Annotated in this window: 23 protein-coding genes; 8 read left to right on the top strand and 15 right to left on the bottom strand. The window is 59.7% G+C overall.

Features of this window, described 5'->3' with window-relative positions; genetic code table 11:
• Positions 1-4: 4 nt before the first annotated feature.
• Entirely contained in the window at positions 5-961 is a 957-nt protein-coding gene (locus PSCI_RS22550; RefSeq protein ID WP_045491261.1) for a LysR substrate-binding domain-containing protein, read from the bottom strand.
• Positions 962-1118: 157 nt separating this feature from the next.
• Between PSCI_RS22550 and PSCI_RS22545 the strand changes: the two genes are divergently transcribed.
• The 3 genes from PSCI_RS22545 (at position 1119) to PSCI_RS22535 (ending at position 3525) form a co-directional block, all read left to right on the top strand.
• A complete protein-coding gene (locus tag PSCI_RS22545) occupies positions 1119-1451 on the top strand; it encodes a hypothetical protein (protein ID WP_045491258.1) in 333 nt (110 codons plus the stop codon).
• Between the two features lie 63 nt (positions 1452-1514).
• Positions 1515-1844: a hypothetical protein gene (locus tag PSCI_RS22540; RefSeq protein ID WP_045491255.1), complete on the top strand. Its 330-nt coding sequence runs from the start codon at positions 1515-1517 to the stop codon at positions 1842-1844.
• Between the two features lie 73 nt (positions 1845-1917).
• Positions 1918-3525 carry a PQQ-dependent sugar dehydrogenase gene (locus tag PSCI_RS22535; protein ID WP_084710078.1) on the top strand — a complete coding sequence of 536 codons (1608 nt, stop codon included), beginning with the start codon at positions 1918-1920 and terminating at the stop codon, positions 3523-3525.
• 328 nt (positions 3526-3853) lie between these two features.
• Here PSCI_RS22535 and PSCI_RS22530 read toward each other — a convergent pair whose 3' ends face one another.
• The 4 genes from PSCI_RS22530 to PSCI_RS22515 form a co-directional block, all read right to left on the bottom strand.
• Entirely contained in the window at positions 3854-4348 is a 495-nt protein-coding gene (locus PSCI_RS22530) for a GNAT family N-acetyltransferase (protein ID WP_158497595.1), read from the bottom strand.
• 168 nt (positions 4349-4516) lie between these two features.
• Positions 4517-5629, bottom strand: a complete 1113-nt coding sequence (locus PSCI_RS28295; protein ID WP_052483478.1) for a hypothetical protein — start codon at positions 5627-5629, stop codon at positions 4517-4519.
• Between the two features lie 69 nt (positions 5630-5698).
• Positions 5699-7084: an XAC2610-related protein gene (locus PSCI_RS22520; RefSeq protein ID WP_045491249.1), complete on the bottom strand. Its 1386-nt coding sequence runs from the start codon at positions 7082-7084 to the stop codon at positions 5699-5701.
• Between the two features lie 102 nt (positions 7085-7186).
• On the bottom strand, positions 7187-7930 hold the full coding sequence (locus PSCI_RS22515; RefSeq protein WP_045491246.1) for an SDR family oxidoreductase: 744 nt from the start codon (positions 7928-7930) through the stop codon (positions 7187-7189).
• Positions 7931-7990: 60 nt separating this feature from the next.
• Here PSCI_RS22515 and PSCI_RS22510 point away from each other — a divergent pair, with 60 nt between their 5' ends.
• A complete protein-coding gene (locus PSCI_RS22510) occupies positions 7991-8953 on the top strand; it encodes a LysR family transcriptional regulator (RefSeq protein ID WP_231906469.1) in 963 nt (320 codons plus the stop codon).
• A gap of 84 nt (positions 8954-9037) precedes the next feature.
• On the opposite strand, the gene PSCI_RS22505 is transcribed toward PSCI_RS22510, so the two are convergent.
• Positions 9038-10153 (bottom strand): polyamine ABC transporter substrate-binding protein, encoded by a 1116-nt coding sequence (locus PSCI_RS22505; RefSeq protein WP_045491241.1) that lies wholly within the window; start codon positions 10151-10153, stop codon positions 9038-9040.
• Positions 10154-10393: 240 nt separating this feature from the next.
• On the opposite strand from PSCI_RS22505, the gene PSCI_RS22500 reads away from it, so the two are divergent.
• On the top strand, positions 10394-11617 hold the full coding sequence (locus tag PSCI_RS22500) for an RNA-guided endonuclease InsQ/TnpB family protein (RefSeq protein ID WP_045491239.1): 1224 nt from the start codon (positions 10394-10396) through the stop codon (positions 11615-11617).
• A 22-nt stretch (positions 11618-11639) separates the two neighbouring features.
• On the opposite strand, the gene PSCI_RS22495 is transcribed toward PSCI_RS22500, so the two are convergent.
• From PSCI_RS22495 to PSCI_RS22480, 4 genes are all read right to left on the bottom strand, one after another.
• Positions 11640-12527, bottom strand: coding sequence for a histone deacetylase family protein (locus PSCI_RS22495; protein WP_045491237.1), 888 nt, complete (start codon positions 12525-12527; stop codon positions 11640-11642).
• A 141-nt stretch (positions 12528-12668) separates the two neighbouring features.
• Positions 12669-13661 carry an AraC family transcriptional regulator gene (locus PSCI_RS22490; protein ID WP_045491235.1) on the bottom strand — a complete coding sequence of 331 codons (993 nt, stop codon included), beginning with the start codon at positions 13659-13661 and terminating at the stop codon, positions 12669-12671.
• 119 nt (positions 13662-13780) lie between these two features.
• Positions 13781-14842, bottom strand: a complete 1062-nt coding sequence (locus PSCI_RS22485; protein ID WP_045491233.1) for an SDR family oxidoreductase — start codon at positions 14840-14842, stop codon at positions 13781-13783.
• A gap of 133 nt (positions 14843-14975) precedes the next feature.
• The gene (locus PSCI_RS22480; RefSeq protein WP_045494758.1) at positions 14976-16361 is read right to left on the bottom strand and encodes a GntP family permease; all 1386 of its coding nucleotides are present in this window, start codon (positions 16359-16361) and stop codon (positions 14976-14978) included.
• Between the two features lie 495 nt (positions 16362-16856).
• Between PSCI_RS22480 and PSCI_RS22475 the strand changes: the two genes are divergently transcribed.
• The 3 genes from PSCI_RS22475 (at position 16857) to PSCI_RS22465 (ending at position 20050) form a co-directional block, all read left to right on the top strand.
• Positions 16857-17540 (top strand): alpha/beta hydrolase, encoded by a 684-nt coding sequence (locus PSCI_RS22475; protein WP_045491231.1) that lies wholly within the window; start codon positions 16857-16859, stop codon positions 17538-17540.
• Between the two features lie 96 nt (positions 17541-17636).
• The gene (locus PSCI_RS22470) at positions 17637-18992 is read left to right on the top strand and encodes an MFS family transporter (protein ID WP_084710075.1); all 1356 of its coding nucleotides are present in this window, start codon (positions 17637-17639) and stop codon (positions 18990-18992) included.
• A 14-nt stretch (positions 18993-19006) separates the two neighbouring features.
• Positions 19007-20050 carry a hydroxyacid dehydrogenase gene (locus PSCI_RS22465; RefSeq protein WP_045491226.1) on the top strand — a complete coding sequence of 348 codons (1044 nt, stop codon included), beginning with the start codon at positions 19007-19009 and terminating at the stop codon, positions 20048-20050.
• Positions 20051-20164: 114 nt separating this feature from the next.
• Here the strand turns inward: PSCI_RS22465 and PSCI_RS28290 are convergent, their stop codons facing one another.
• From PSCI_RS28290 to PSCI_RS22440, 5 genes are all read right to left on the bottom strand, one after another.
• Positions 20165-20740: a TetR/AcrR family transcriptional regulator gene (locus PSCI_RS28290; RefSeq protein WP_052483476.1), complete on the bottom strand. Its 576-nt coding sequence runs from the start codon at positions 20738-20740 to the stop codon at positions 20165-20167.
• Between the two features lie 178 nt (positions 20741-20918).
• Entirely contained in the window at positions 20919-21734 is an 816-nt protein-coding gene (locus PSCI_RS22455; protein ID WP_045491224.1) for an HpcH/HpaI aldolase/citrate lyase family protein, read from the bottom strand.
• Complete coding sequence (locus PSCI_RS22450; RefSeq protein WP_045491221.1) at positions 21731-22573, bottom strand: FAS1-like dehydratase domain-containing protein; 843 nt, start codon at positions 22571-22573, stop codon at positions 21731-21733. Before PSCI_RS22450 ends, PSCI_RS22455 begins: the two co-directional genes overlap by 4 nt.
• A gap of 16 nt (positions 22574-22589) precedes the next feature.
• Positions 22590-23519, bottom strand: coding sequence for an electron transfer flavoprotein subunit alpha/FixB family protein (locus PSCI_RS22445; RefSeq protein ID WP_045491218.1), 930 nt, complete (start codon positions 23517-23519; stop codon positions 22590-22592).
• Complete coding sequence (locus tag PSCI_RS22440; RefSeq protein ID WP_045491216.1) at positions 23519-24268, bottom strand: electron transfer flavoprotein subunit beta/FixA family protein; 750 nt, start codon at positions 24266-24268, stop codon at positions 23519-23521. Before PSCI_RS22440 ends, PSCI_RS22445 begins: the two co-directional genes overlap by 1 nt.
• Positions 24269-24300 lie beyond the last annotated feature (32 nt).

Raw genomic sequence — 24300 nt, 5'->3', positions numbered from 1 at the left:
GCGCTCAAGAAACAACGACGCTGGAGCTTGCAGCCAGCAACGCCTCAATGCCATGACTCTGCTCTTTGCCACGAGCCAATAGCCAGCGGTGGAATCGGCGGCAATGCTCTTTGTCGAAGGCGCTTTTGGTCCAGGTCAGGTAATAGGCGGCCGGCAGCGGCAGGGCATGCCTGACAGGCATGAGCAGACGGCCAGCCTCCAGGTCTTTGGCGACCATGGAGTACTGCGCCAGAACAAAGCCTTGGCCTGCAAGCGCTGCTTCGATGGCCATGGCTGAAAGCGAGAAGACCCGGCGAGCATCCTGCAAACGGGCCAGGTCAACCCCGGTGCTTTCGAACCAGTCTCGCCAGGACGGTGGCGAGGCGAACTTGGGCAGCCAGTCGATGGCAAGCAGCGGATAGTTCAGCAACTCATTTGGCTGCAGGCTTGACCTGTCACCGCCCAACAGTTCCGGGCTGCAGACCGGTACTACGCAGTCGCGCAACAGCTCGATGCTGTTCTCGGCATCAATGGCCCGATCACTGTAAGTGACGCGAAAGTCGATCTCGTAACCGTTGGCCAGCGGCTCGGCATGGCTGCCATCGAGGTAGACATTGACGGCCTGGTTCGCTTGCTGCCATTCGAAGACCAGCGGCGCCAGCCATCTGGACATCAATGAGGGCAGGGCGCTGACGCGCAAATGGCTGGTGTCGCGCGACAATACAACTTCCGCATGGGCAATGCGCAGGCGCTCGAATGCATCAGAGCACTGCTCATGAAAGCGACTTCCTGCGGCGGTCAGGCGGTTACGTTTGCCTTCCTTGACCAGTAGGGTAATACCAAGCGTATCTTCCAGAAGCCTCATTTGCTGACTCACCGCGCCAGCGGAAATACCCAGTCGTTTCGCCGCTTCGGCAATGCTGCCGCACCGGCCGAGCGTGTCGAAGACTTGTAGGGCGCGCAAGGGCGGCAGGTTGTCCATGATGGTCCTTGGGCAGTGGTGTGGCAGCCAGTTTGCCACTGATCCGGTCAGTGCCGAAATCAGCAGCGTAGCCCCATAGCAACTCATCGCTAACCGATGCAACCAGACATGCTGGTAGAATCTCCCCAGCTGACTACGGCCTCCTCCGAGAGAATGCATGACCCCTGATCTGACTGAAGAAGAAATGCGCCTGGCATTGTTTGGTGCTCCTGCCCCCGCTGAGCAGCTCAACGCCCCCGTTGCACCACAACCGGCCCCAGAGGTCGTGCTCGCCAAGCCGCCAGCGCCCGCCCCGAAGAAGAAGGCTGCCAAAGCGTTCACGCCTCGCATGCGGGTAATACTGCGGGTGGGCAATGAGTTTGAAGGAGAAATGCACGAGATCACTCACGAAGCCGATACGCTGAGCACGCTGCTGGCTGAACAAGAGGCCACCAAGGCTGCGCGCAAGAAATTCCGCTATGTGGAAGTCGTGTCGGTCAAGTCGATGTAACTGGCCGTTAAGATCTTCAAGCGTCTACTCCAACTCAAGAAAATTTTCCCAAGGACCTGGCTCATGAAGTCGGCACTGGAAACCGTCGCTCTTTTTTGCCACAAGCTGGCTTACGAAACGGAAGATCAAAGCCCGATTTTGCGCGATGACCTGATGATGAGTGACTATCAGCGGGACATCTTCGAACTCTTGATCGCCAGAGGCGATGTGGCGATGATCCAGCACAAGATCAACGAGTGCCTGCTGCTGGCCCTTGACGCCATGGGCGGAGCTGAAAAGCCGCTCGGACGTGAGCTGCAGCGTGTATCCACCGAGTTTCATGCGGCGCAGACACTTGACTCGCTGGAGCCACCGTTGCAGGTGATCAAGGGCTACCTTCGAGCGGTGGTGTAGTCGATCAGCCGCCGTCTCGGCGCCGCGCTGTCACACAGCACAGACTCGCTTTGGCAGAAGCAAGGACATACCGATGACCCCGTTTCTCCGTAACCTGTCCGCCTTACTGATCGCGGCACTGGCCACTGGCGCTGCTGCCTCGCTGGTACAGACTCAGATCGTCCTCACAGAGGTGATGCAACTGGGTGTACCGGTCGCAGCCAGCCTGCGCTGGCTGAGCGCCGCTGAAGACCTCGCGCGTTACGGGCCGGTTTCGTTGGTCATGGCATTTTTGGTATTGCTGCCCGCATTGTCATGCGCGCATTGGCTGGCCAGGCGTGTGTCAGCGACGGCCAGGTTGCCGCTGCTGATGATTGCCGCGGTGGTGGGCATGGGCACTGCGTTCTGGCTGATGCGCTCGGTGATTCCGATGCCGGCTTTGGCCGGCACCCGAACCCTGTCGGGCTATGCGCTCATGACACTGACCGGCGTATTGGGCGCCGCGGTCTTTCACTGGCTAACCCGACGCACCGCTAACAGGCCGGCCCCACAGTGGCAGTACGCTGCACTGGTGTTTGCCTGCCTGGCGATCCCGACAAGCTCTTTTATTGCCATGCTGCCGCCTGCCGATCCCCGGCCGCCCTCGATGCCTGCGGAGCACCTGCAAGTACAAACCATTGCCAGCGGCCTGAATAGACCCTGGTCAGTGGCAGTGCTGCCTGATGGTCGGCTGCTGGTCACCGAAATGGGCGGGCGTCTGTTGTCTGTGGCCGTTAAAGGCGTCGTGCAGCCGGTTGCCATGAATGATGTACCGCCAGTGCTGCATAGCGGCGGGATCATCGGCTTGATGGAAGTGGCGGTGGACCCCGACTTCGAACGCAACCAGACGCTATTTCTGTCGATGGGTTATGGCGAGCCCGATGCCAACGGCACCCGGCTGGTGCGCGCTCGCCTGGTAGACAACCGGCTTGAAGACATCCGGGTCCTATTCAGTTCCAGCCCCAAACCTGGCCTGGGCAACAACGGCGGCAGAATAGCGTTTCTGGCAGACGGGACGCTGGTGCTGACGGTGGGCGACGGCAACACTCGGCGCGAAGAAGCGCAGAATCCTGGCAACCACCTGGGCACGGTGGTCAGGCTGGATCGCGACGGCAGAGTGCCGTCCGACAACCCGTTGGTTAACCGGCCCGGTGCCGCACCGCAGGTCTACAGCTTGGGGCATCGCAATGCGCAAGGCATCGCTGTGGACCCCGCCAACAATGAGCTGTATGTAACCGAACACGGCCCGCGCGGCGGCGATGAGATCAATCGTGTGGTGCCGGCCGGTAACTATGGCTGGCCGCTGGTGACCCGTGGCATCGACTACCCCTTTGCCAGCGTCTCGCCTTTTCGCCAGTTGCCAGGCTTTGAGGACCCGGTCCTGGTCTGGACGCCGTCAATCGCTCCGGCGGGCCTGGCGATCTATCGCGGCGCTGCGTTCCCCGAATGGCAAGGCGACATGCTGGTGCCCGCCCTCAAGGAACGCTCGCTCAGGCGGGTGATTCGCGAGCAGGGCAAAATCGTCGGCCAGCAACTGTTGCTGTCAGATCGCAACGAGCGGGTGCGCGATGTAAAAGTAGGCCCTGACGGCCTTATTTATGTATTGACCGATGGTCCGAATGGCAGCCTGTTACGTTTGGCGCCTGTTGGCCGGCCGGGGTAAGGGGACCAGTCTCAATCCGCCGCAGTATTTCCCATGTATATGCGTGTGACCTGATCCGAGCCTCAATCCAGTGCACATTGATGCCAATCCAAAGCAGTACCGCGAAGATTAATGCACTACGCAACGTTTCTCCTGCATCGGAAAATTGAGAGGTTAGAGCAAAGTAGACCGTCATCACGGCCGAAAATATAAGCAGGCCTGCAAAGAGCACCTTGTAGCATTTCAGGAAACGTTTAAAAGTAGAACTGTGGGTGTCATTCATGACGCAAAGCCCTTAGGTGACTGGGTTCAATTCCATTGGTTTGGCAATGTCAGCCCTCAAGGATGGTCAGAGCACCAGTCGCATCTTAATGGGCTGTTCAAGCTTCCCACACGTAAGCGTGCACACCGGGAGGTCTTCGAGGCGGGTAAAACCAAGTTTTTCGTAAAGTGACCTGGCAGGCTTGTTTGACTCAAAGACACTGAGATCCACCGAAGTGAAGCCGGCACCTCGGCAATGCTCAATCACGGCTGAACGGAGAGCAGAGCCATGGCCATTGCGGCGATACTCCTGCTTCACTTGCATCCCTAGAACCCCGATGCTATCGCTTCCGCCAGGTCGGCAGAAACTTTCCGGGTAGGCCTCCGCCGAGCCCACTATTTGGCCGTCATGCTCTATCACGTATACCGGCCAGGACTTTTTTTCAACTTGCATTAATGCTCGTTCTATTGCCTCCAGAGGGGGCGGGGTTGAGCGAGCTGAGTAACGGCCTTCGGCATTCACTTCACAAAAAAGCGAGTAAAATCCATTGATGTCATTTAGGGTAATTTGCCTAACTTCCATGTTCACCTCGTGAATAGTCCTTTGAGCCCGGCTAGCTGACGGTCGCATTCGCACGTCAAGTGCGGGGTAACAGCTTAACAATTTCGCTGGCCTTTTGCGTCGACAAGCCCGTCTCTAGCAAATTAGGCGTGGGGGATTATTGACAGGCTTGGTCTGTAATTTAACTATTCAGCGTTGCCTCAACAGCAGCGCTACTCCCGGCGCGAATCCAGCAACTGAGAGCTGTGATGACAAGCTCACGTCAGAAGTGGGCTTGGGAAAACCATCTGTAATGGTGAGCAGTTGGGCATTCGACAACGATTGAAGCTCACCTAGGGTCAGCTCCAGGACAGATCGAAAGTTGACGGACTCGCTGGATTCCTGCCTTGACCATGCAACAGTTGACCGTCGATTTACACACAAGGTCTGGCTACAGATCTGTATTTCAGCATGCTCATTTACCGGGAACTGGGAGACCCGGTCTGGACGTATCGCGGCTTTTTGGAGGCGCGTTGTCGCGACCAGATGCGCTTTCCCATTTGAGACGCTGAGTTCCAGGCTTAGGCTGCGACCAAAGCTGACGTCCTGATCAACCTTTAGAATCGCTTCCCCTTCAAGGGTGGGTGAGATCTGCCACGGCGAGAGATTTTCGGCGCTATTGTCGATCCGATAGCGCTTTGCTTCCAGGTCAGTGACCCAATGCATTGAGGAGGCAGGCGTCAGTGATGCTTTATCGAGCATCGCTCTTTCTATGCCCATTTCTTTGAAATAAGAAGACAGCACAACGACCGCCACTTGTGCCTGGCTCTCGCCTATGTCGCGATCGCCCCCAGAGAATTGATGAATGCCTAAAGCGGTACGCGGCTGAACCGTCCGGGTCATCCCGCCGGCAAATGCAATGACACACGCCGAGGCACAGTCAGCCTTCTCGACGAGCGTCTCATGCTCGGTGGAGTAGGCGTCTTCAAGCTCGGTATCCATCTGGTTCGCCCGGATGGCTCGACCAAGCGCCATACCTCCGCTGACGCTACCACCAGGGCTGTTGAATACGACAGTAGGTCGCGAGGGTAAATCGTCATGATGACGTGTTTTATCGGCCAGAAAATATTCGAATTTTTGGCCCGTATCATGCTCGATAGCGCCTTGCGCCAGAATGCGAACACCACAATAACTGGCGCTGCCACTACAAGGCTTGAACGTTGAGAACTGCATAGGGCCGGTGTAAGGATCGCTCGCCATCGCAAAGCAAGGAGCCAACGCAAGAAAAAGAATAGCCGTTCGTTTGCTGAGTCTGAGCGCCATGGTAATAACTAAAGTCCATTGAATAAAATACGAATTGACCGCCGAGCCCTGCACATACTCAGGCGCTTTTTACTGCTTGCGATACATGCCGGTCAGCATGTCTTGCGAGTCCGTGGCGTAGTTATAGTCGAGGACGACGAAGTCTTTCACCAGGCGCAGGTGATAGGGCCCATTTTTGGCCGGTGCCTGCGGTTCACGGATGATGATCAGGTTGGCGGTTTCCATGGGCACGACGTGATGCTCGGTAACAATGACCTGTTTGCTCTTGGCATCCTTGAGCGTCACGGTCAGTTCTGCGATTTCCCGGCCTTGGGCATCTCGCTCGGGCAGGATTTTCAAGTCCAGGTCGCCGTCACGATCAAGGAAATCACGGCGCATCTGATAATGGCCGCTGCGCAGGTCACGGGAAACATCATCGAGTTTGCGCAGGTCGATTTCACGATCTTCATGGCGCAACCGAATGGGCAGTTCACGCTTGTCGCCCACCGCGCCGGATACCCAAGTGCCGGTGTAGCCATACGGCTCGGCGCGCTCTCGGGTCATCCGCCAGATGCCGGTCCGACTACCGTCATTGGCATATTCGTGAAGGTAGACGTGGCTTTGCTCGTCATAATCCTCACGGGAACCGATCAGTTTGATCGGTTCAACGTTGCCACTTTTGATATAGCGCAGTTCGCCGATCAGGACCGAGCCTTGTTCCTGAAACCAGATCTCTACCGCAATCTTGCCGCTGAGGGTTCCGGCGAGTAACTCCGGGTCTTCATGGACCGGTCCTTCCAGGCTCGGTGTTTCTTGCCAGACGCCATCTTGCCAATCGCCCGTGGTACGCAGCATGTACCCGCGGGGCATGCTGTTGTTCTCGCCAAACGGGGTCGCCGGAACCTGTTCCTGGGTGTAAGAGTGCAGCAATACCAGCTCGCCATCGCGCACTTTCCATTGCGACATGCGCGTCCAGCAACAGCCGCGATCGGTTTGCGTGTGCAACGTACCATCGGCAGGATTGAGCGAGAACATGCCTGTGAAAGCGTCTCTAGCCAGATCCGTCAAGGCACGGTTCAAGGTCCATTGAGGCTTATCCGGGCCTTGCACGTAGATATCGAACTGCGACTTATCAGTGACGGTGTCCGTGCCATTACGAATCGCCACATCAAGGCGACCATCGGAATTGAAGTCCGCGATGTACACCAGCCCTGACGGACCGAGCAACCATGCATCGCGGTTGGGCGGTACATTTCCTGCCGGGGTCTGAAATTGCTGCAGGGGTTCGAGGCTGTTCTTGTCACGCAAGGTGATCAGCGCGTGCGCAAGTTCACCCTGACGCTGCGGCACCTCCGGAAACAGGGCCTCAACCAGATACTGGCCACTGGGGTCGGTAACTGCATACGAGAGCGGTGCGGCCAGCGCCGGAGTGGCCAGACTCATGGCGAGGAGCGCGCCGTTAAGGAGCGAACGCATGCAAAGCTTCCTTGCTGAATTTTTCGGGGCGCGCAGTTTAACGGTACGGCTGAGCAAACGGAACGCGATCCGTAGTTAGATCGCGCTCCGCTATACCCATTGTCAGAAGTCTTGAGAGGTCGGCCGCAGTACGATTTCGTTGACATCGACATCTGCAGGCTGCTCGATGGCGAATGCGATAGCACGCGCAACCGACTCGGCCGGGATGGCGCTCTTATAGAACTCTTGCACCGCCTGCGAGCTGGCCTCGTGGCCGCTGCCAAACTTCAACTCTGAATCCACGGCACCCGGTTCAATCGTCGTGGTGCGAATGCTTTTGCCGACCTCGTGACGCAAACCATCGGAAATCGCCCGTACGGCGTACTTGGTGCCGCTGTAGACCGAGCCTCCCGGGCTGAACACTTTGATGCCGGCGACCGAAGAAATATTGATGAAGTGACCGGAGTTCTGTTTCTGGAACACCGGCAGAGCAGCGGCAATGCCGTACATCACGCCTTTAATGTTGATGTCGATCATCCGGTCCCATTCGTCCACCCGCAATTCGGCGATCGGCGAGATCGCCATAAGGCCCGCGTTGTTGATCATCACGTCCACCCGGCCAAAGCTGGCCACGGCGTGCTGGATCAAGTTCTCCAGGTCCTCGCGGCGGGTGACGTCCGCAGCACGGGCTGTGGCCTTGCCGCCTGCGGCAGTGATGTCTTGCACAATCGCATTCAAGCGATCTTCCCGGCGTGCAGCCAGTACCACTGATGCACCCAGGCTCGCCAGGTGCCGTGCAGTCGACTCGCCAAGACCGCTGCTGGCGCCAGTGATCACAACAACTTTACCTTCGATATTCTTGCTCATTTCGTTTACCTCAGTGGGTGGTGATGGGATCGATTATGAGTTGTGATTTTGTTTCGGAGAATGGAATATTCAGGATTTGAAAATTCCATAAATCGGAACAAGGCGATGTTGAACCGGCTTGAAATGGTCCGTGTCTTTCTCACGGTTGCTGACTGCGCTTCGTTTAGAGAGGCGGCGAACCAGATCGGCACTTCGCCGCAGAAAGTCACCCGGGCGGTACAAGAGCTTGAACGGCTCATCGGCGAGCCGCTGTTTCATCGCAGCACCCGACAGATGAAGATCACCGATTTCGGCGCACAACTTGCCCTCGATGCCCGCCTGGCGGTAGAGCGCTTCGACCAGCTGTTCGACAGGGCGGATCAAGCCAGCGGGGAGGGCATCACGGGCCGGGTAGGGCTGACGGCACCGCAGGCGATCGGCAAGTTGTATCTGGCGGGTTATCTGGCCGAGTTTCGCAAGCAGTATCCGAAACTCATCATCGATTTATGCCTGGACGATGAGCTGACCGACGCGGTGGTATCCAGGATTGATATCGGCATTCGGGTAGGTACGGTGCGCGACCGCCGGTTTATCGCCAGAACGGTTGCCAGTGTTCCGTTGGTCGTCGTTGCCGCGCCGGCGCTGATTGCCAGCCTGGGTACACCTGCAAATGTGGCCGAACTGAAAGAGCTGCCGCTGTCATTGTTGCTGGATCGCCGCTCCGGTCGCGGCTGGCCGTGGATGTTTGCCGATGATCAGAGTTTCATACCCGAGCAGCCGGGTTTTATCTGCGACGACCCGGAAACCGAGCTGGAGATGGTGTTGCAGGGCGCTGTGATTGCTCAGGTGCCGTTGTATCTGGCGCAGGCGCATTTAGCGCGGGGGGCGCTGGTGGAAGTGCTGCCTGAATGGGCGCCGCCAGCGCTGGACCTGGTGTTGTACCGGACGCGATCCGGAGCGGTGCCAAAGCGAATCAGGCTGGTGTATGACTTTTTATTGGAAAGGTTTGGGGATACGAACCTGTTTCCGGGGGGTGGGCATTGATGGGGTAGTGGTGCAGCGTAAGGTCTTTGTCATTACCCAAGCCCGACAGTCGCGGGCTTGAGCAAGGCAGCAGGCCGGCTGAACTCAGGTTCCCGACTTGATCCGCGTCCAGGTGCGGGTTCGGGTCCGTTCACCTTCGCGGTTGAGCGGCTTGAGCGTATACAGCGTGGTCATCGCAGCTTCGGTGGGGTACAGGTCCGGGTTGTTGCGAATCTCTGGGGCGACCTTGTCGGTGGCGTCCTTGTTCGGGTTCGGATAACCCACGAAGTCGCTGATCGGGGCGATCACTTCCGGGCGCAGCAGGTAGTTGATGAAGGCATGGGCATCTTCCGGGTTGGCCGCGCCCTTGGGAATGGCCAACATATCGAACCAGATCGGCGCACCTTCCTTGGGCAGGCGCATCTCGACCACGACGCCATTGTTGGCTTCTTTGGCACGGTTGGCGGCCTGGGAGAAGCTGCCCGAGTAACCCACCGCGACGCAGATATCGCCGTTGGCGATGTCAGCCATGTACTTGGAGGAGTGAAAGTAAGTGATGTTCGGCCGAATCTTCAGCATCAATTGTTCGGCTTTCTGATAGTCGGTCGACTTGCTGGAGTTTGGGTCCAGGCCCAAGTACTGCAGGGCCAGCGGCATGATTTCCGAGGGCGAGTCGAGCATCGCCACGCCGCACTGCTTGAGCTTGCTGAGGTTCTCGGGCTTGAAGATCAAGTCCCAGCTGTTGACCGGAGCGTTGTCACCAAGTGCAGCCTTGACTTTGGCCGGGTTGAAACCGATCAGGATGGTGCCGTACATGTAAGGCACCGCAAACTTGTTACCGGGGTCGTTGGCATCCAGCAGCTTCATCAGTTTTGGGTCTAGATGCTGCCAGTTCGGCAGTTTGCTGCGATCCAGCGGCTGGAACACACCCGCTTCGATCTGCTTGGCAAGAAACATGTTCGACGGCACCACCACGTCGTAGCCTGAGTGGCCGGTCAGCAGCTTGGCTTCCAGCGCCTCGTTGGTATCGAAGATGTCATAGATCAAATTCACCTTGGTCTGTTGCTTGAAGTCGGTGAGGGTCTGTGGAGTGATGTAGTCAAACCAGTTGTACACCTTGAGAGTGCGCGGTTCGTCGGCCTGCACCAGACCAGCGGCCAGACTACAGGCCAGGCTCGCGCATAGGGCGGCGGCCAGCGTGTGCTTGAGCGATTTGACCATCAAGCCCCGCCGTTCAGGGCGGGGAAGGATAGCGCGGACGGCGTAGCCGTCCCTGGTTGCAGTGGGGTGTCTGCTGCTGTTCGGTGTACGCACCGCCACAGGATGATGCGCAGTAACACGGCGACACAGTATGCCCTCTACGGCGGTATTTCGTTACAAAGATCCCATGGGCATGCACCTTGAAAACACCGTGCCGCCCGCGCCTAATGTCGCCTTCATTGCTCATGGCTCAAGAGCAGCATGCAACGACTTCAAGCCTTCAAGTACGAACTCATGCCAGACGGCCAGCAGGAGCGGCAAATGCGCCGCTTTGCCGGCTCCTGTCGCTTCGTCTTCAACAAGGCACTGGCGTTGCAGAAACAGCGCCACGAGCAAGGCGAGAAGAAGCTCGGCTATGCGGGCCTGTGCAAGTTGCTGACCGAGTGGCGCAATAGCCCGCAAACCGCATGGCTGGCCGATGCGCCTGTTCACCCATTGCAACAGAGCCTCAAGGATCTGGAGCGGGCCTACACCAACTTCTTCGCCAAGCGAGCCGACTTTCCCCGGTTCAAGAAGAAGGGGCAGCGCGACAGTTTCCGCTATCCCGACCCGAAACAGATCAAGCTCGACCAGACCAACAGCCGCCTGTTCTTGCCCAAGCTGGGCTGGCTGCGTTACCGCAACAGCCGCGAGGTGCCTGGTACTGTGAAGAACATCACCGTGAGCCAGTCGTGTGGCAAGTGGTTCGTGAGCATCCAGACCGAACGAGAGATCGATGAGCAGCCCACGGCGCAGGGGGCGGCAGTTGGCATCGACATGGGCATTGCCCGGTTCGCCACGCTTTCGGATGGCTCCTTCTACGCACCCCTGAACAGCTTCAAACGTCATGAAACCGCGCTGTGCAAAGCGCAGCAGGCGATGAGCCGCAAGGTCAGATTCAGCCGCAACTGGAAAAAGGCGAAAGCCCGCGTCCAGCGCATTCATTCCCGAATCGGCAATGCCCGCCGCGACTACCTGCACAAGTGCTCCACCACGATCAGCCAAAACCACGCGATGGTGTGTATCGAGGACTTGCAGGTACGCAATATGTCCAGGTCGGCGGCAGGCACGGCCGAGGCACCGGGAAGAAACGTTCGGGCCAAATCTGGCCTGAACAGGGCCATTCTCGATCAGGGCTGGTTCGAGTTCCGCCGCCAACTGAACTACAAGCTGGCGTGGCGCGGCGGCTGGCTGATTGCCGTGCCGCCGCAAAATACCAGCCGCACGTGCCCGTGTTGCGGCCATGTGTCGGCGGCCAACCGCCAGACGCAAGCGCTGTTCAGGTGTGTGGGATGTGGTTTCGAAGGCAACGCCGATGTGGTCGGGGCGATCAATGTACTAAGGGCGGGACACGCCCGGTTAGCCTGTGAAGTGAGCGCAGAGGTCATGGCGCCAGCAGCAGGAACCCACCGAAGCGACTCGGGGGCGGCTCGATGCCGCGCCTGAGCGCCGTAGGAATCTCCGGCCTTCAGGCCGGGGAGGATGTCAAGGCATTGATGCCGATTTCTTCGACGGCATAACCGCCTTCCATCACAAACAGCGTGGGCAGGCCGAGTGCCGCGATACGCGCCCCCATGGCCAGGTAGTCGCCACTGTCGAGGGTGAACTGCGAGATCGGATCTTGCTTGAAGGTGTCCACCCCCAGCGACACCACCAGTACCTCGGCGGCGTAGCTGTCGATGGCTGCACAGGCGGTTTCATCGGCATAACCCAGGAAGAACGGAAACTCGTTGGCCGGGTCGCCATGGATGGAGGTGAAAAACACATCACTGCGGTCGTAGAAAATCGCCTGGGTGCCGTTGCCATGGTGATAGTCGACATCGAGGATCGCCACGCGCTGGCGGCCCTGGTCGAGAAACGCCTGGGCGGCGATAGCTGCGTTGTTCAGGTAGAAATAGCCGCCCATGACGTCGCTGTCGGCGCCGCTCTGTATGTGGGCCTGGGCGGTGAGCGCCACTTGTGCAGCACTGTAAGCGGCCTGCCAGGTGCCGGCGGTGATGGGGGCGCCAGCGTCGAAGCTGTAGTAGCCCAGCTCACCGTGCAACCCTTGGGGCTTCACGCGGCGCAGCGTGCGCGCCGGCCAGGTGAAGGGCAACAGGTCGCCGTCCTGGCCCATGGCTTGCCAACGCGCCCACGCGCCTTGGAAGAACGTCAGATAGTCGGCGCTGTGCACACGAGCGATGGGGCCCAGACCATGGTCACTTGGCGGCTGCACTGGCCCCAGCTCACGGGCCTTGACCCGGGCCAGGACATGATCAGCGCGCGAGGGCATCTCAAAACAGGGCATGAGTTGCCCGTTGATCAGCTCGCAGCGGCCGTGGTGCAGGTGATGGTCGTCGGTATAGACAGTCAGCATGGTCGTGCTCCGTGTGGCGTGACGACGAGCATTGTTTCGCCAGAAACGCCTGCTGGAGAACGTTATGAACGGCCAGAAGGGGATAGATATGGCCAATAGATTTGACCGAATTTCGCCCTTTTTAAGGGCGCGCTGCACGCTTCAGGTGCGGTACTGGCTGGGCGCAACCCCGCTCCAACGGATAAACGCATGGCGAAAGCTGGCGGTTTCGCTATAACCCAAGGCTTCGGCAACCTGCTGGACCGGCCACTGTTGTTCGACCAACAGCACCTTGGCCCGCTCGAAACGCAGGGCATCAAGCAACTGCTGATAACTGCTGCCCATGTCATGCAGGTGCCGGCGCAGGCTGCGCGCTGAGCAGTTCATCTGCCGGGCCAGCCCTTCAAGCCCCGGAGGATTGGCCAGATGCTCGGCCAGGTATTGGCGAATACGCCCCAGCCAGGCCTGGCGGCCGCTGAACTCGGAGTTTTGCTGACGGCAGCGCTCGGCCATGATCCGGTGCGTCAGCCGGTCGGCCAGCGGCAGGGGCTGCTCCAGCATGTGCGCAGCAAAGGCAAAGCCGTGTTGCAGCGCCTCGAAACGCACCGGGCACGGAAAGTTGCGCCGATAGCGCTTGCTGTAGGTGGGCGCCGGATGGGCGAAGCAGGCCTGCAGCAAGGGCAGGGGACGGCCCAGCAGGTCGTCGCAGATCACCTTCAATGATCCCAGGCACAGCTCGGCATTGAACACGGCCAGCTCGGGGCGCGAATGGTACTGCGTGGCCAGCAGCCAGGCGACGTCGCCACGCACCTCCAGGCGCAGATCGAAGAGGGTGCCAAGCAACGCCGGGTAACGCAGCGCCAGCTCCAGGGCAGCACCCAGTGTATCGCTGAGCAACATGGCGTAACCGAGCAGGCCATACGCGGATACGTGCATCCGCTGGCCCAATTGCAGACCGAACGTCTCGCGCAATGCCAGGGCATTGGCGCACACCCGTGCCTCCTGGGCTGTGGTAATGCGTGGGTCGGGACGAATCAGGTCGGCTTCCTCGATGCCACTGCCGGCCAGAAGCTCGCTGGCAGCAATACCCTCCTCACGCAAGGTTTCGAGGATCAGCGACACCGCGTTCAGGGTAGTGAGGGTGGAGTGCAGCATCGGGCAGACCTGTGGGTTTACAAAGCCTGGACGATGGTGCCGCGCCAGCGGCTAAAAACCAAGTCATGAAAAAAGACCCATGAACTTCATGGGCCTTTTGCCTTGCGTGGGTCTGAGCCTCAGGGGATCAGCCGATCAGCCCGCAATTTGTCGAACACATCGAAAAACGCCTGATCGCTGGCCTGATAGGCGTTAAAGCCCATGAGCCGGCTTTTCGACATGTCGGTGACCACTTCGATGGGACGCCCGAGATCGGCGTCGGTATGCCATGGCGAAATCAGCCGATCAATGTCCGCCTCTTGCAGGCCGTGCTCGGCCACGATCTGGCTCCAGACCTTCTGGTCGTCGGCCATCTGTGACTCCAGTGGCGCGGGCGAAGCGGGGAAGTCAGCGGCTTCAAGGCCGAAGTACTCGGCAATCCGCCCCCACATCCACTTCCAGCGAAAGATATCGCCGTTGGTGATGTTGAACGCCTGGTTGGCCGCCGCTGGCGTGGTGGCCGCCCACAGTTGCTGCCTGGCCAACTGCCGGGCATCGGTCATGTCGGTGAGGCTGTCCCACTGCACCCTGGAGCCGGGAAACACGAATGGCCGACCGGTGTGCTTACAAACCGTGGCGTAAACCGCAAGCGTGGTGGCCATGTTCATCGCGTTACCCACCGCAACGCCGGTGACCGTATGCGGGCGGTGGACGCTCCAGGTGAAGCCGTCTTTGTCCGCCGCGGCGAACACTTCGTCTTCCTGCGCGTAATAGAAGTTCTCGACGTCCAGACGACCCTGTTGCTCACGGAACGGCGTCTGCGGCAGGCTGCCTTTGCCATAGGCCTCGAACGGGCCCAGGTAGTGCTTCAGGCCTGTCACCAGGGCCACGTGTTTTACGCTGCCAGCCGGGCGCAGGGCATCCAGCACATTGCGCACCATCGCCGAATTGACCTTGATGTTTTCGGCCTCGGTGGCCTGCCGTGACCAGGTGGTGATGAACACGTGCGTGGGTTTGAGGTCTTTCAGCGCGGCCGTGACGGACGTCGGATCCTGCAGATCGGCCGCCACGGGTATCACCCCTTCCTGCCTGGCGGGGTTACGGGAAAGGGCGGCGACCTGCCAGCCGTTCTCCAGCAGAAGCTGGGTGGTTGCGCTGCCGACGATGCCGCTGGCGCCGACGATCAATGCCAGATGAGTCATGGGCTTCTCCAAAATGGTGTGCTTCTAGGAAAGCGACAGGGAGGAAAGGTTCATGGTTTACGAAGGCAGCGGCACTGACAGGTCGCTTCCTGCCAGTGCTGCAATAAATGCCTCTGGGTAGCGGTATCCCGGTTCAAGTCACCGGGATGACGGCGTTCAGAATCAACACCATGATCAAACCCACCAAGGAGACGATGGATTGCACCACCGAGATGGTTTTGGTGGCTTCGCCCATGGTCATACCGAACGACTCTTTAACCATCCAGAAGCCCGCATGGTTGGCATAGTTGAAAAACAGCGAACCGCAGCCGATGGACAGCGCCAGCAACGGCAGGTTTAGAGTAGGGTCAGCACCGGCAAGGGGCGCCAGCAGGCCGGCAGCGCCGACGATACCGACAGTAGCCGAACCAGTTGACACCGACAGCAGCATCGCGATCAACCAGCCGAGCAACAGCGGCGGGATGGCCGACTGCTGGGTCAGGTGAACAATGGCGTCGCCGACCTTGGCACTGGTCAGCAGCTCCTGGAAAGCACCGCCGCCGGCAATGATCATGATGATCGAGGCGATGGGCATGAGGCTCTTGCCCAGCGCCGCGCGCAGCTTGTCGGTGTCGCCGCCGCGCAACAGCACCAGGCTGGTACCGGCGAACAGCACGCCCAGCAGCATGGCAATCAGCGGGTTGCCCACAAACGCCGCCATCTGCAACATTGCATTACCCTTGGGCAACAGCATCTCGGCGACCGCATGCACCAGCATCAAAATCGCCGGCAGCAAGGCCGCCAGCACGCCGATCCAGACACTGGGCAGAGGCTTGCCATCGGTTTTTTCCGTGAGGGTGAACTGGTCGAGCAACGCCTGATCTGGCCGGGTGGTCATACGCGGTGCGATGAACATGCCATACAGCGGGCCGCCCAAGATCATCGCCGGGACAGCGGCAAGGAAACCGTAGAGCATGGTCGGCCCGACCGAGGTCTTGAGCGCGGCGATAGCGGTCAGCGGGCCAGGGTGCGGCGGCACCATACCGTGCATGGCGGCCAGCGCGGAAATCACCGGCACGCCCACGTAGACATAGGCAGAGCCCTTGAAGCGAGCCTGGCCTTCGAGCTTGCGGGCCACACTGAAAATCAGCGGCAGCATGATCACCAGGCCGACCTCGAAGAACATCGGGATGCCAATGACGAACGCCACCAGCATCATCGCCCAGGGAATCAGGCGATCCGGGGTGCGTTTGAGGATGACCCCGGCGACCTGCTCGGTAACGCCTGCGTCAGCCAGGATCTTGCCCAGCATTGCCCCCAGCGCGATCACCACACCTACGGCACCCAGGGTTTTGCCAGCACCGGCAACCACATGTGACACGATCGAGCCGGGCTCCATGCCGGTGGCAAATCCAACACCCACGGACACCACCAGCAGAGCCAGCAGCGGATGCATCTTCAGGCGCGAAACAATGAGTGCCACCAGCACCAGAACACTGACCAGTGCGGTCATCAAGAGCTGAATATCTAACGGGGTCATGAAAAGATCTCGGTTGGGCTGGTGCGCAAGCTGCACTCAGCATCAATAGGCAGGGGGAGGGCGTCGCAGCCTGCAAAAGAGCATCGCCCTTGTGGCAAGGCCACCGGCCTAGTCATGTGCAGGGACGCAAGAGCGGGGATAGAAACGGTTACCGCAACAGCCCGGATTGCTCCGGACAGATGGCGGAAAAAGGACATACAAGCGCGCGAGTACCGCTGGGTTGAGCATTCATCTACCGACTGACCTTGTTACAGGGTCATGCACATAAATTCTTACAAATTATTTGTTGCGCACGGAGAGGCTGTCAAGGTTTGGCGGGAGGAATTCATGTGGGCTGCGAACGGCGGCTTCGTCAGCCGTATCGGCATAGCTGAAATGCCGCGATTTTATAGCGGCGTTGACACTGGCTCTTTAGACTTTCGCGCAGCCGCAAAACCATCCTTGATACGGGGCTTGCCGCAATACTGTTCAGTTAAGTTTTCAGAAGGGGCAGCCATGTTAGACAGCGAACGCAAGCAAATCCTTATCGATGGTCCGGTGGGGCACATCCAGTTGACGATCGATCATCCCTGCAAAACGCTCAAGGGTGTGGTTCTGCTCAGCCATCCTCAGCCACTGCTGGGCGGTAGCCCGCGGCATATTGTGCCGCTGACCCTGGCCCGTCATCTGAGTGCCGCCGGCTGGTTAGTGGTACGGCCGAGTTTTCGCGGTGTTGACCAGACGGAGGGGGTACATGATCACGGCATCGGTGAGGCCCAGGACACCCTGGCTGTGATTCGCTATATCTCGCAGGAGTTGCCACAGCTGTCTGTAGCACTGGTCGGGTTTTCGTTCGGGGCGCATGTTTTTGCCAGAGTCGCCTGCACGCTCCGGGAACAGTTGCGGGCTGTCGCGCTGCTTGGACTTCCGGTTGGGGACGTGCCGGGCAAGCGCTACTACGAGCCGTTGCCCTTGCCCCAAGACTGTCTGCTATTGCACGGCGAGCGCGATGAAATGGCGCCGTTGGCCAACCTGATGAACTGGGCTGCTGCTGATCACCGCGCTGTTTCGGTATTTGCAGGGGCGGATCACTTTTTCAAAGGGTGCCTGGACGCTGCTGCGGGTCAGGTGGCGGCGTACCTTGCGCAAAGTCGGGCGCAGACATTCGAGGTTCTGGACATGCCGGACGGGCATAACTGATAGATCGCTGGCGGGGCTTCCGCGAAAATCACGCTGTGCAAAGCTGTACCCGAGTCAGTAAAACAATAACAACAGGGTACTAACATGAATGCAGATATGGGCACGGCACAGCCGTTGACTCGCAAAGAGCGCACCACCGCAATCGTCGGCGTCTGTTCCGGCAATCTGGTGGAGTGGTATGACTTTTTCATCTACGCCTACACCTCGATTTACTTCGCTTCACTGTTTTTCCCCTCCGGCGACCAGACCAGCCAGTTGCTTGCCACGGCAGGCATATTTGCTGTCGGCTTCTTCATGCGCCCGCTTGGCGGCTGGATCTTCGGCTATATCGCCGATACCCGTGGACGCAAGATCTCGATGATCATCTCGGTGTTCATGATGTGCGGCGGCTCGTTGATGATCGCCGTCATGCCGACCTATGCGTCGATCGGGGTCGCCGCGCCGACATTGCTGATCATTGCGCGGCTGATGCAAGGGCTGTCGGTCGGGGCTGAATACGGCACCGGCGCGACCTACATCAGCGAGGTATCCAGGGCAGGGCGGCGCTCGTTCTATGGCTCGTTCCAGTACATGACCATCATTGCCGGCCAACTGCTGGCGTTGCTGACCGTCGCGCTGTTGCAGTTGCTGCTCAGCGAGCAGGATCTGAAGGAGTGGGGCTGGCGTGTGCCGTTCATGATCGGTGCGCTGGCATCAATCGTGGTTGTTTACCTGCGCCGCACCATGCGTGAGACCGCCACTGAAGCGGATATGAAGCGCAAGGAGTCCGGGTCGATCAAGGCATTGATGCAACACAAGAAAGCGGTGCTGCTGACCTTCACCATTACCATTGGTTGCTCGCTTTACTTCTACACCTTCACGGCTTACATGCAGAAATTCCTGGTCGTCAGCGTAGGTCTGCCAGCGCCGACGGTGAGCATCCTGATGGCTTCGGCCTTGGTGATCTTCATGCTGTGTCAGCCGATTTTCGGTCTGCTTGCTGACAGGATTGGCGTACGCCGTAACATGATCATCTTTGGTTTGCTCTCGACGTTTCTGGTCATTCCGTTGCTGTCTGCCATCAAGGCCGTGCACGACCCCTATAGCGCTTTCGCGCTGGTAGTGGCCGGGCTGATCATTGCGGCGTTCTATACCCCGGTTACCGGTGTGCTGAAGGCCGATTTCTACCCACCGACCGTACGTGCCTTGGGTGTCGGCCTGCCATACGCCGTCGGAGCGGCGATGTTCGGTGGCTCGGCTGAGTACGTGGCGCTGACCTTCCGCTCGATGGGCATGGAAGAGCACTTCTACGTCTATGTATCGCTGATTGGCGCGGTTACCTTGATCTCCGCTTTGCTGATGCCGGATTTGACCAAGCATGGTTATCTCGATGGCGACGGCAAGGTTGAAGAAAACATCGGCATACGCAAGTTCATCGGCCGCAGGTCGGTACCCAACCAGGTTGGTCACTGAACCGGAGTGTTTGAATGAATGCCGAGATAAAAACGATCACGCGGTTTGACGTCTGGTACCACCCGATCATGGCGCAGACGTTTGCCGAGGCGGGTGGGGTGGCGTTGCAGACGGTGGCGCGCAGCGCCAGTCACCACGTTATTCTGAACGCGTTGCAGGCCAGTCATGTCTATCAGGTGCCGTCTGCCCGAGATGAGCTGCCGTCGCCCTGGCACGTTACCGGGCAGCTGTTGGAGCAGTTGCCCAGGCTGTTATGTGTGTCGACCAATGGGGCCGGCTACGACACGGTGGATGTCGATGCCTGCACCCGGGCCGGGGTGCTGGTGGTCAACCAATCCGGTGCCAATGCGCAGTCGGTGGCAGAGGCAACCATTGGCCTGATGCTTGACTGCGCCAGGCGCATCAGTGAGTCCGACCGCAGACTGCGTTCGGTACGCGGTTTTTCCCGTGAAGACCTGATGGGCACCGAAGTCTATGAGAAAACCCTTGGCATCATCGGCCTGGGTCAAATCGGTACGCGGGTTGCGCGCATTGCCCAGGCGTTGGGTATGCGCGTGATTGCTCATGATCCGTTGCTCGACGCCGGGGAGGTACAACGTCGGGGCGCCTCTGCGGTGCCGCTGATGCAACTGCTGGAACAAAGCGATGTGGTGTCGCTGCATTGCCCACGCAGCGCTGCCACCCGCAACCTGATGAATGCCGAGCGCTTCGCGGGTATGCGTAAAGGTGCTGTGTTCATCAACACCGCACGGGGTGGTTTGCATGATGAGTCTGCGTTGTACGCAGCTCTGGCGAGCGGCCATCTCGGTGGCGCAGGCCTGGATGTCTGGGACGAAGAACCGCCTGCGCTCGATCACCCGTTGCTCAGCCTGGCTAACGTGGTGGGCCTCTATCACACTGCCGGGGTGACCCTTGAGGCGCGCTGGCGTATGGGGCGCTGGGCCGCCGAGCAGATCTTGCAGGTACTGGCCGGCCAACAGGCTGCGCGCATGGTCAACCCCGAAGTGTTCGCATGTTTCTCGCAACGGTTGCGTGCCACCGACCACGGCCTTGCCTGAGCTGTTTTCCCTCGTTTATGACCGGGCCTTAAGGCCCGGTTTTGCATTGTGGATCTTCACGCCTGCTGGTTGTTTGTGCCGAGCCACTCAGCTGAGTGCGCAGGCACCGGTGAGTCACGACAAAGCCTTGCACGGGGAGGCGAGCAGCACGCTGCACATATGATGGGTTCGCGTCTCGATCCAGGCTTCATCGATACCGCGCTGACGCAGGCTGTCGGCCGCCTCGACCACGGCAAAAATGGCAGCACAGATTCTGCTGGCATCGTGCGCGGCGAAACGTGTGCCTGGATGACTCTGTTCGATGATGTGCAGCAAGGGCTGTTCAAACCGGGCGAGCGACTTGTTCAGCCAACTGCGTTGGCAGGGGTCAAGGTGGCGTAGCTCATGGCGCAGCAGCAACTCTTCGTCAGGATGCGCACGCTGACGCTGGAGCAAATAACCGATGAAGCCTCTCAGGTCATTGCTAAAACTTCCCTGTTCCCAACCTTTGATGCGTTGCTCGACGATCTCGAGCAATACGCTCAGCAGAAGATCCTGTTTGCAGCTGACATGGTGGTAGAGACTGCCGGGCAGCAACCCCATCCGGCCTGCCAACTGGCGCATGGTCATCGCTGTATAGCCGTTTTCTGCGATCAGATGGCGGGCTGCCTGGAGCAGCACAGAGGACCCCGAACCGCTAGCTTCAGCCATAAGCCGGCATCCTGGATACGGCGCGCAGTACGCTACAGATCGCACGCTTGCAGCGGCGTCTGCATTCAGACGAGTTAATGAGCATGTGTGATATCAACTCAGAGATGCCCCGATGTCACGTGACCGGTCTGTCAGAACAGACGGGGTCGGTGACATCAAGGCAGGGATGTGAACAGCGTCAGCCTGCCTGCTGCACAGTGACGCGGGCCCGCAGAATTACCGGTGCGTCGACCATCTGGCCGTCGAGGATGAAGACTCCGGTACTGGTCTGGGCCATGGCCAGCACCCGCCTGGCCCAGTCCAGCTCTTGTGCGGAAGGTTTCAGCGCATCATGAATGATCTGCACCTGTGCAGGATGGATACAGAGCGCACCGCCAAACCCCATGTCCCGCGCAAATTGGGTGTGGCGCTGCAAACCCTGAATGTCCTGAATTGCCGGATAGACGCCGTCCAGCGGCGCCGCCAGGCCCGCCACACGACTGTGCAGCAGGACCGCATAGCGAGCATGACCTAGTACCAGATCGGCTGCTTCGCTGCCTGTTCTCAGGCCCATGTCCAGCCCCAGATCGAGGCTGCCGAACGATAGACGATCAACACCTCTGGCTGCTGCCAGTTCGGCTAGAGCGGCCAGGCCCTTGGCACTTTCGATGATCGGCCATACCGCTTTGCCGGTGGCGTAGGCCCGTGTGATCTGGGCAACGGTTTCGGCCTTGGGCAGCAGAATACCGATGACTCCTGGCCAGCGCTGGCACGTTGCGAGGTCCGCTTCATGCGCCCAATGCTCTGCAGCGTTGACCCGTACCAGAACCCGGGCCTCGGGTTGTTCTCGCAGAAACTGCTCAAGGTTGTCGCGGGCTTGCTCCTTGAGTGACTCTTCGACCGCGTCCTCAAGATCGACGATTACCCGGTCCGCACCACTGGCGAGTGCCTTGGGGATCCGCTCCGGCCGGGTGGCCGGAACGAACAGGGCGCTGCGCACGACGCCGGGGTTCATGAGCGAGGCTCCTGGATGAACTGAATTTCACCGATCTGCGCCTGCCCGGCCTGGTTGCCGGCCCAGACCCTGGCCGTGGTTTCGTCAACCAATTGGCCGCCGACCAGAAATGCATCCGGGCAGATCAACGGCCGCAGGCCACGAAAGCCGAAGCGCTGCACCTTGGCGTGCGGGTTGGCACGCATGAAGGCGCGCAGGTTGAGCGTTGCGATCAGCGGCCCGTGCACCACCAACCCCGGATAGCCTTCGGTCTCGGTCGCATAAGGCCAGTCGTAGTGGATGCGGTGGCCATTGAAGGTCACTGCCGAGTAGCGAAACAACAGGGTAGGGGTCGGCTGCACCGGTTCCTGCCAGTGGGCTTCGGGCAGCGCCTCAGTACCGCCGAGCTTCGGTGGTGTGGGCTCGCGGTAGACAATATCCTGCTCTTCAAGCAGGACCCGCTCGCCGTCCTGCACATAGTCGTGCTGTACGGTAACAAACAACAGCGAGCCGGTTCGTCCGTGTTTTTCCTCAACGTTGAGGATGGTCGAGCAGCGCGACACCCTGGCGTCGACGCGCAGTGAGCCGATGAACTGCAGACGGCTACCGGCCCACATGCGATTGCGGTTGTCCGCCGGGGGCAGGAAGCCACCGCGGGCAGGGTGGCCGTCGGCACCCAGGCCGTTTGCTTGCAGGGGTTCCTGAAAAAATGCCCAGTGCCACAGCAGTGGCAGGGCGTCACCGGATGCCGGTGTCGGTTCGCTCAAGGTGGCGGCGATCCGTTTGACCAGGTTATGGCTGAGCTGGTCATGAGTGGTCTCGCTACGGCCGATCCAGGTACTGAGGGCAGGGCTTGTCATTGGGCTGGTCCTAGTCTTAAAGGGCGCTGGTCAGCGCAGGTACGGTCTCGAACAGGTCAGCGACAATCCCGTAGTCGGCCACCTGGAAAATCGGCGCGTCTTCATCCTTATTGATGGCAACGATCACTTTGGAGTCCTTCATGCCGGCCAGGTGCTGAATGGCACCAGAGATACCGACGGCAATGTACAGCTGCGGGGCAACGATCTTGCCGGTCTGACCAACTTGCATGTCGTTGGGTACGAAACCTGCGTCGACGGCTGCGCGCGAGGCTCCGACGCCTGCACCGAGCTTGTCAGCCAACTCGTACAGGTGGCTGAAGTTTTCACCATTGCCCATCCCGCGACCGCCGGATACGACGATGCTGGCGGCGGTCAGTTCGGGGCGTTCGGAGCTGGCCAGCTCTTCGCTGATGAATGCCGAAACCCCGGCAATGCGGGACGCTGCCAGGTGTTCGATGATCGCCGAGCCACCTTCGGCAGCCACGGGGTCGAAGCCGGTGGAGCGCACCGTGATGACCTTGACCGCCGCACTCGACTGTACGGTGGCGATGGCATTGCCGGCATAGATCGGGCGCTTGAACGTATCTGCGGACTCAACCGCGATGATCTCGGAGATCTGGTCAACGTCCAGCAGCGCGGCAACCCGCGGCAGGATGTTCTTGCCGTTGCTGGTGGCTGGCGCCAGTACATGACTGAAGTCACGGCCCAGCTCAGCAACCAGCGGCGCTACGTTCTCAGGCAACGGGTGCGCGTAGGCTGGGTCATCGGCGACCAGCACCTTGCTCACGCCGATGATCTGCGCGGCCGCCTGGGCGAGCTGCGCGACATCATGACCGACCACCAGCAGCACGGTTTCGCCGCCAATCTGCCGGGCCGCAGACAAAGTATTCAGGGTCGCCAGGGCGAGGGAGTGATTGTTGTGATCTGCAAGTACCAGAATGCTCATCAGATGACTTTCGCCTCGTTTTTGAGTTTTTCGACCAGTTCGGCCACCGAGCCGACCTTGATACCGGCGCTGCGGACTGTCGGCGCTTCTACCCTGATGGTTGTAGTCGTGGCGGTGAGGGACACACCCAGCGCCTGCGGGGTGACGGTCTGCAGCGGCTTTTTCTTGGCCTTCATGATGTTCGGCAACGATGCGTAACGGGGTTCGTTCAGGCGCAGGTCAGTAGTGACGATGGCGGGCAGATTCAGAGCGACGGTCTGCAGGCCGCCATCTATTTCCCGGGTGACCCGAGCCGTATCGCCAGCCACCTCAAGCCTGGAAGCGAAAGTGCCCTGGGCGTAGCCGGTCAGCGCGGCGAGCATCTGGCCTGTCTGGTTGTTGTCGCTGTCGATGGCCTGCTTGCCGAGGATAATCAGTTGCGGCTGTTCTCTCTCGACCACACCATGCAGGGCTTTGGCCACCGCCAGCGAACCCAGCCCGTCGGCGGCTTCGACCAGGATGGCACGGTCGGCACCCAGGGCCATGGCGGTACGCAGTTGCTCCTGGGCCGTGGCCAGCCCTACGCAGACCACCACGACTTCGCTGGCAATGCCTTGCTCTTTCAGGCGTACGGCTTCTTCCACGGCTATTTCGCAAAAGGGGTTGATGGACATCTTGACGTTTGCAAGGTCGACCCCGGAGCCGTCCGCCTTGACGCGAACTTTGACGTTGTAGTCGATTACACGTTTGATAGCGACAAGCACTTTCATGGCAGTTTCACTCATTGGTTATGCGTGACAGC

The sequence above is a fragment of the Pseudomonas sp. StFLB209 genome (genome assembly GCF_000829415.1).
Classification (GTDB): domain Bacteria; phylum Pseudomonadota; class Gammaproteobacteria; order Pseudomonadales; family Pseudomonadaceae; genus Aquipseudomonas.
The sequence above is the reverse complement of the archived record's forward strand: the minus strand, read 5'-3'. Positions and strand labels throughout refer to the sequence as shown.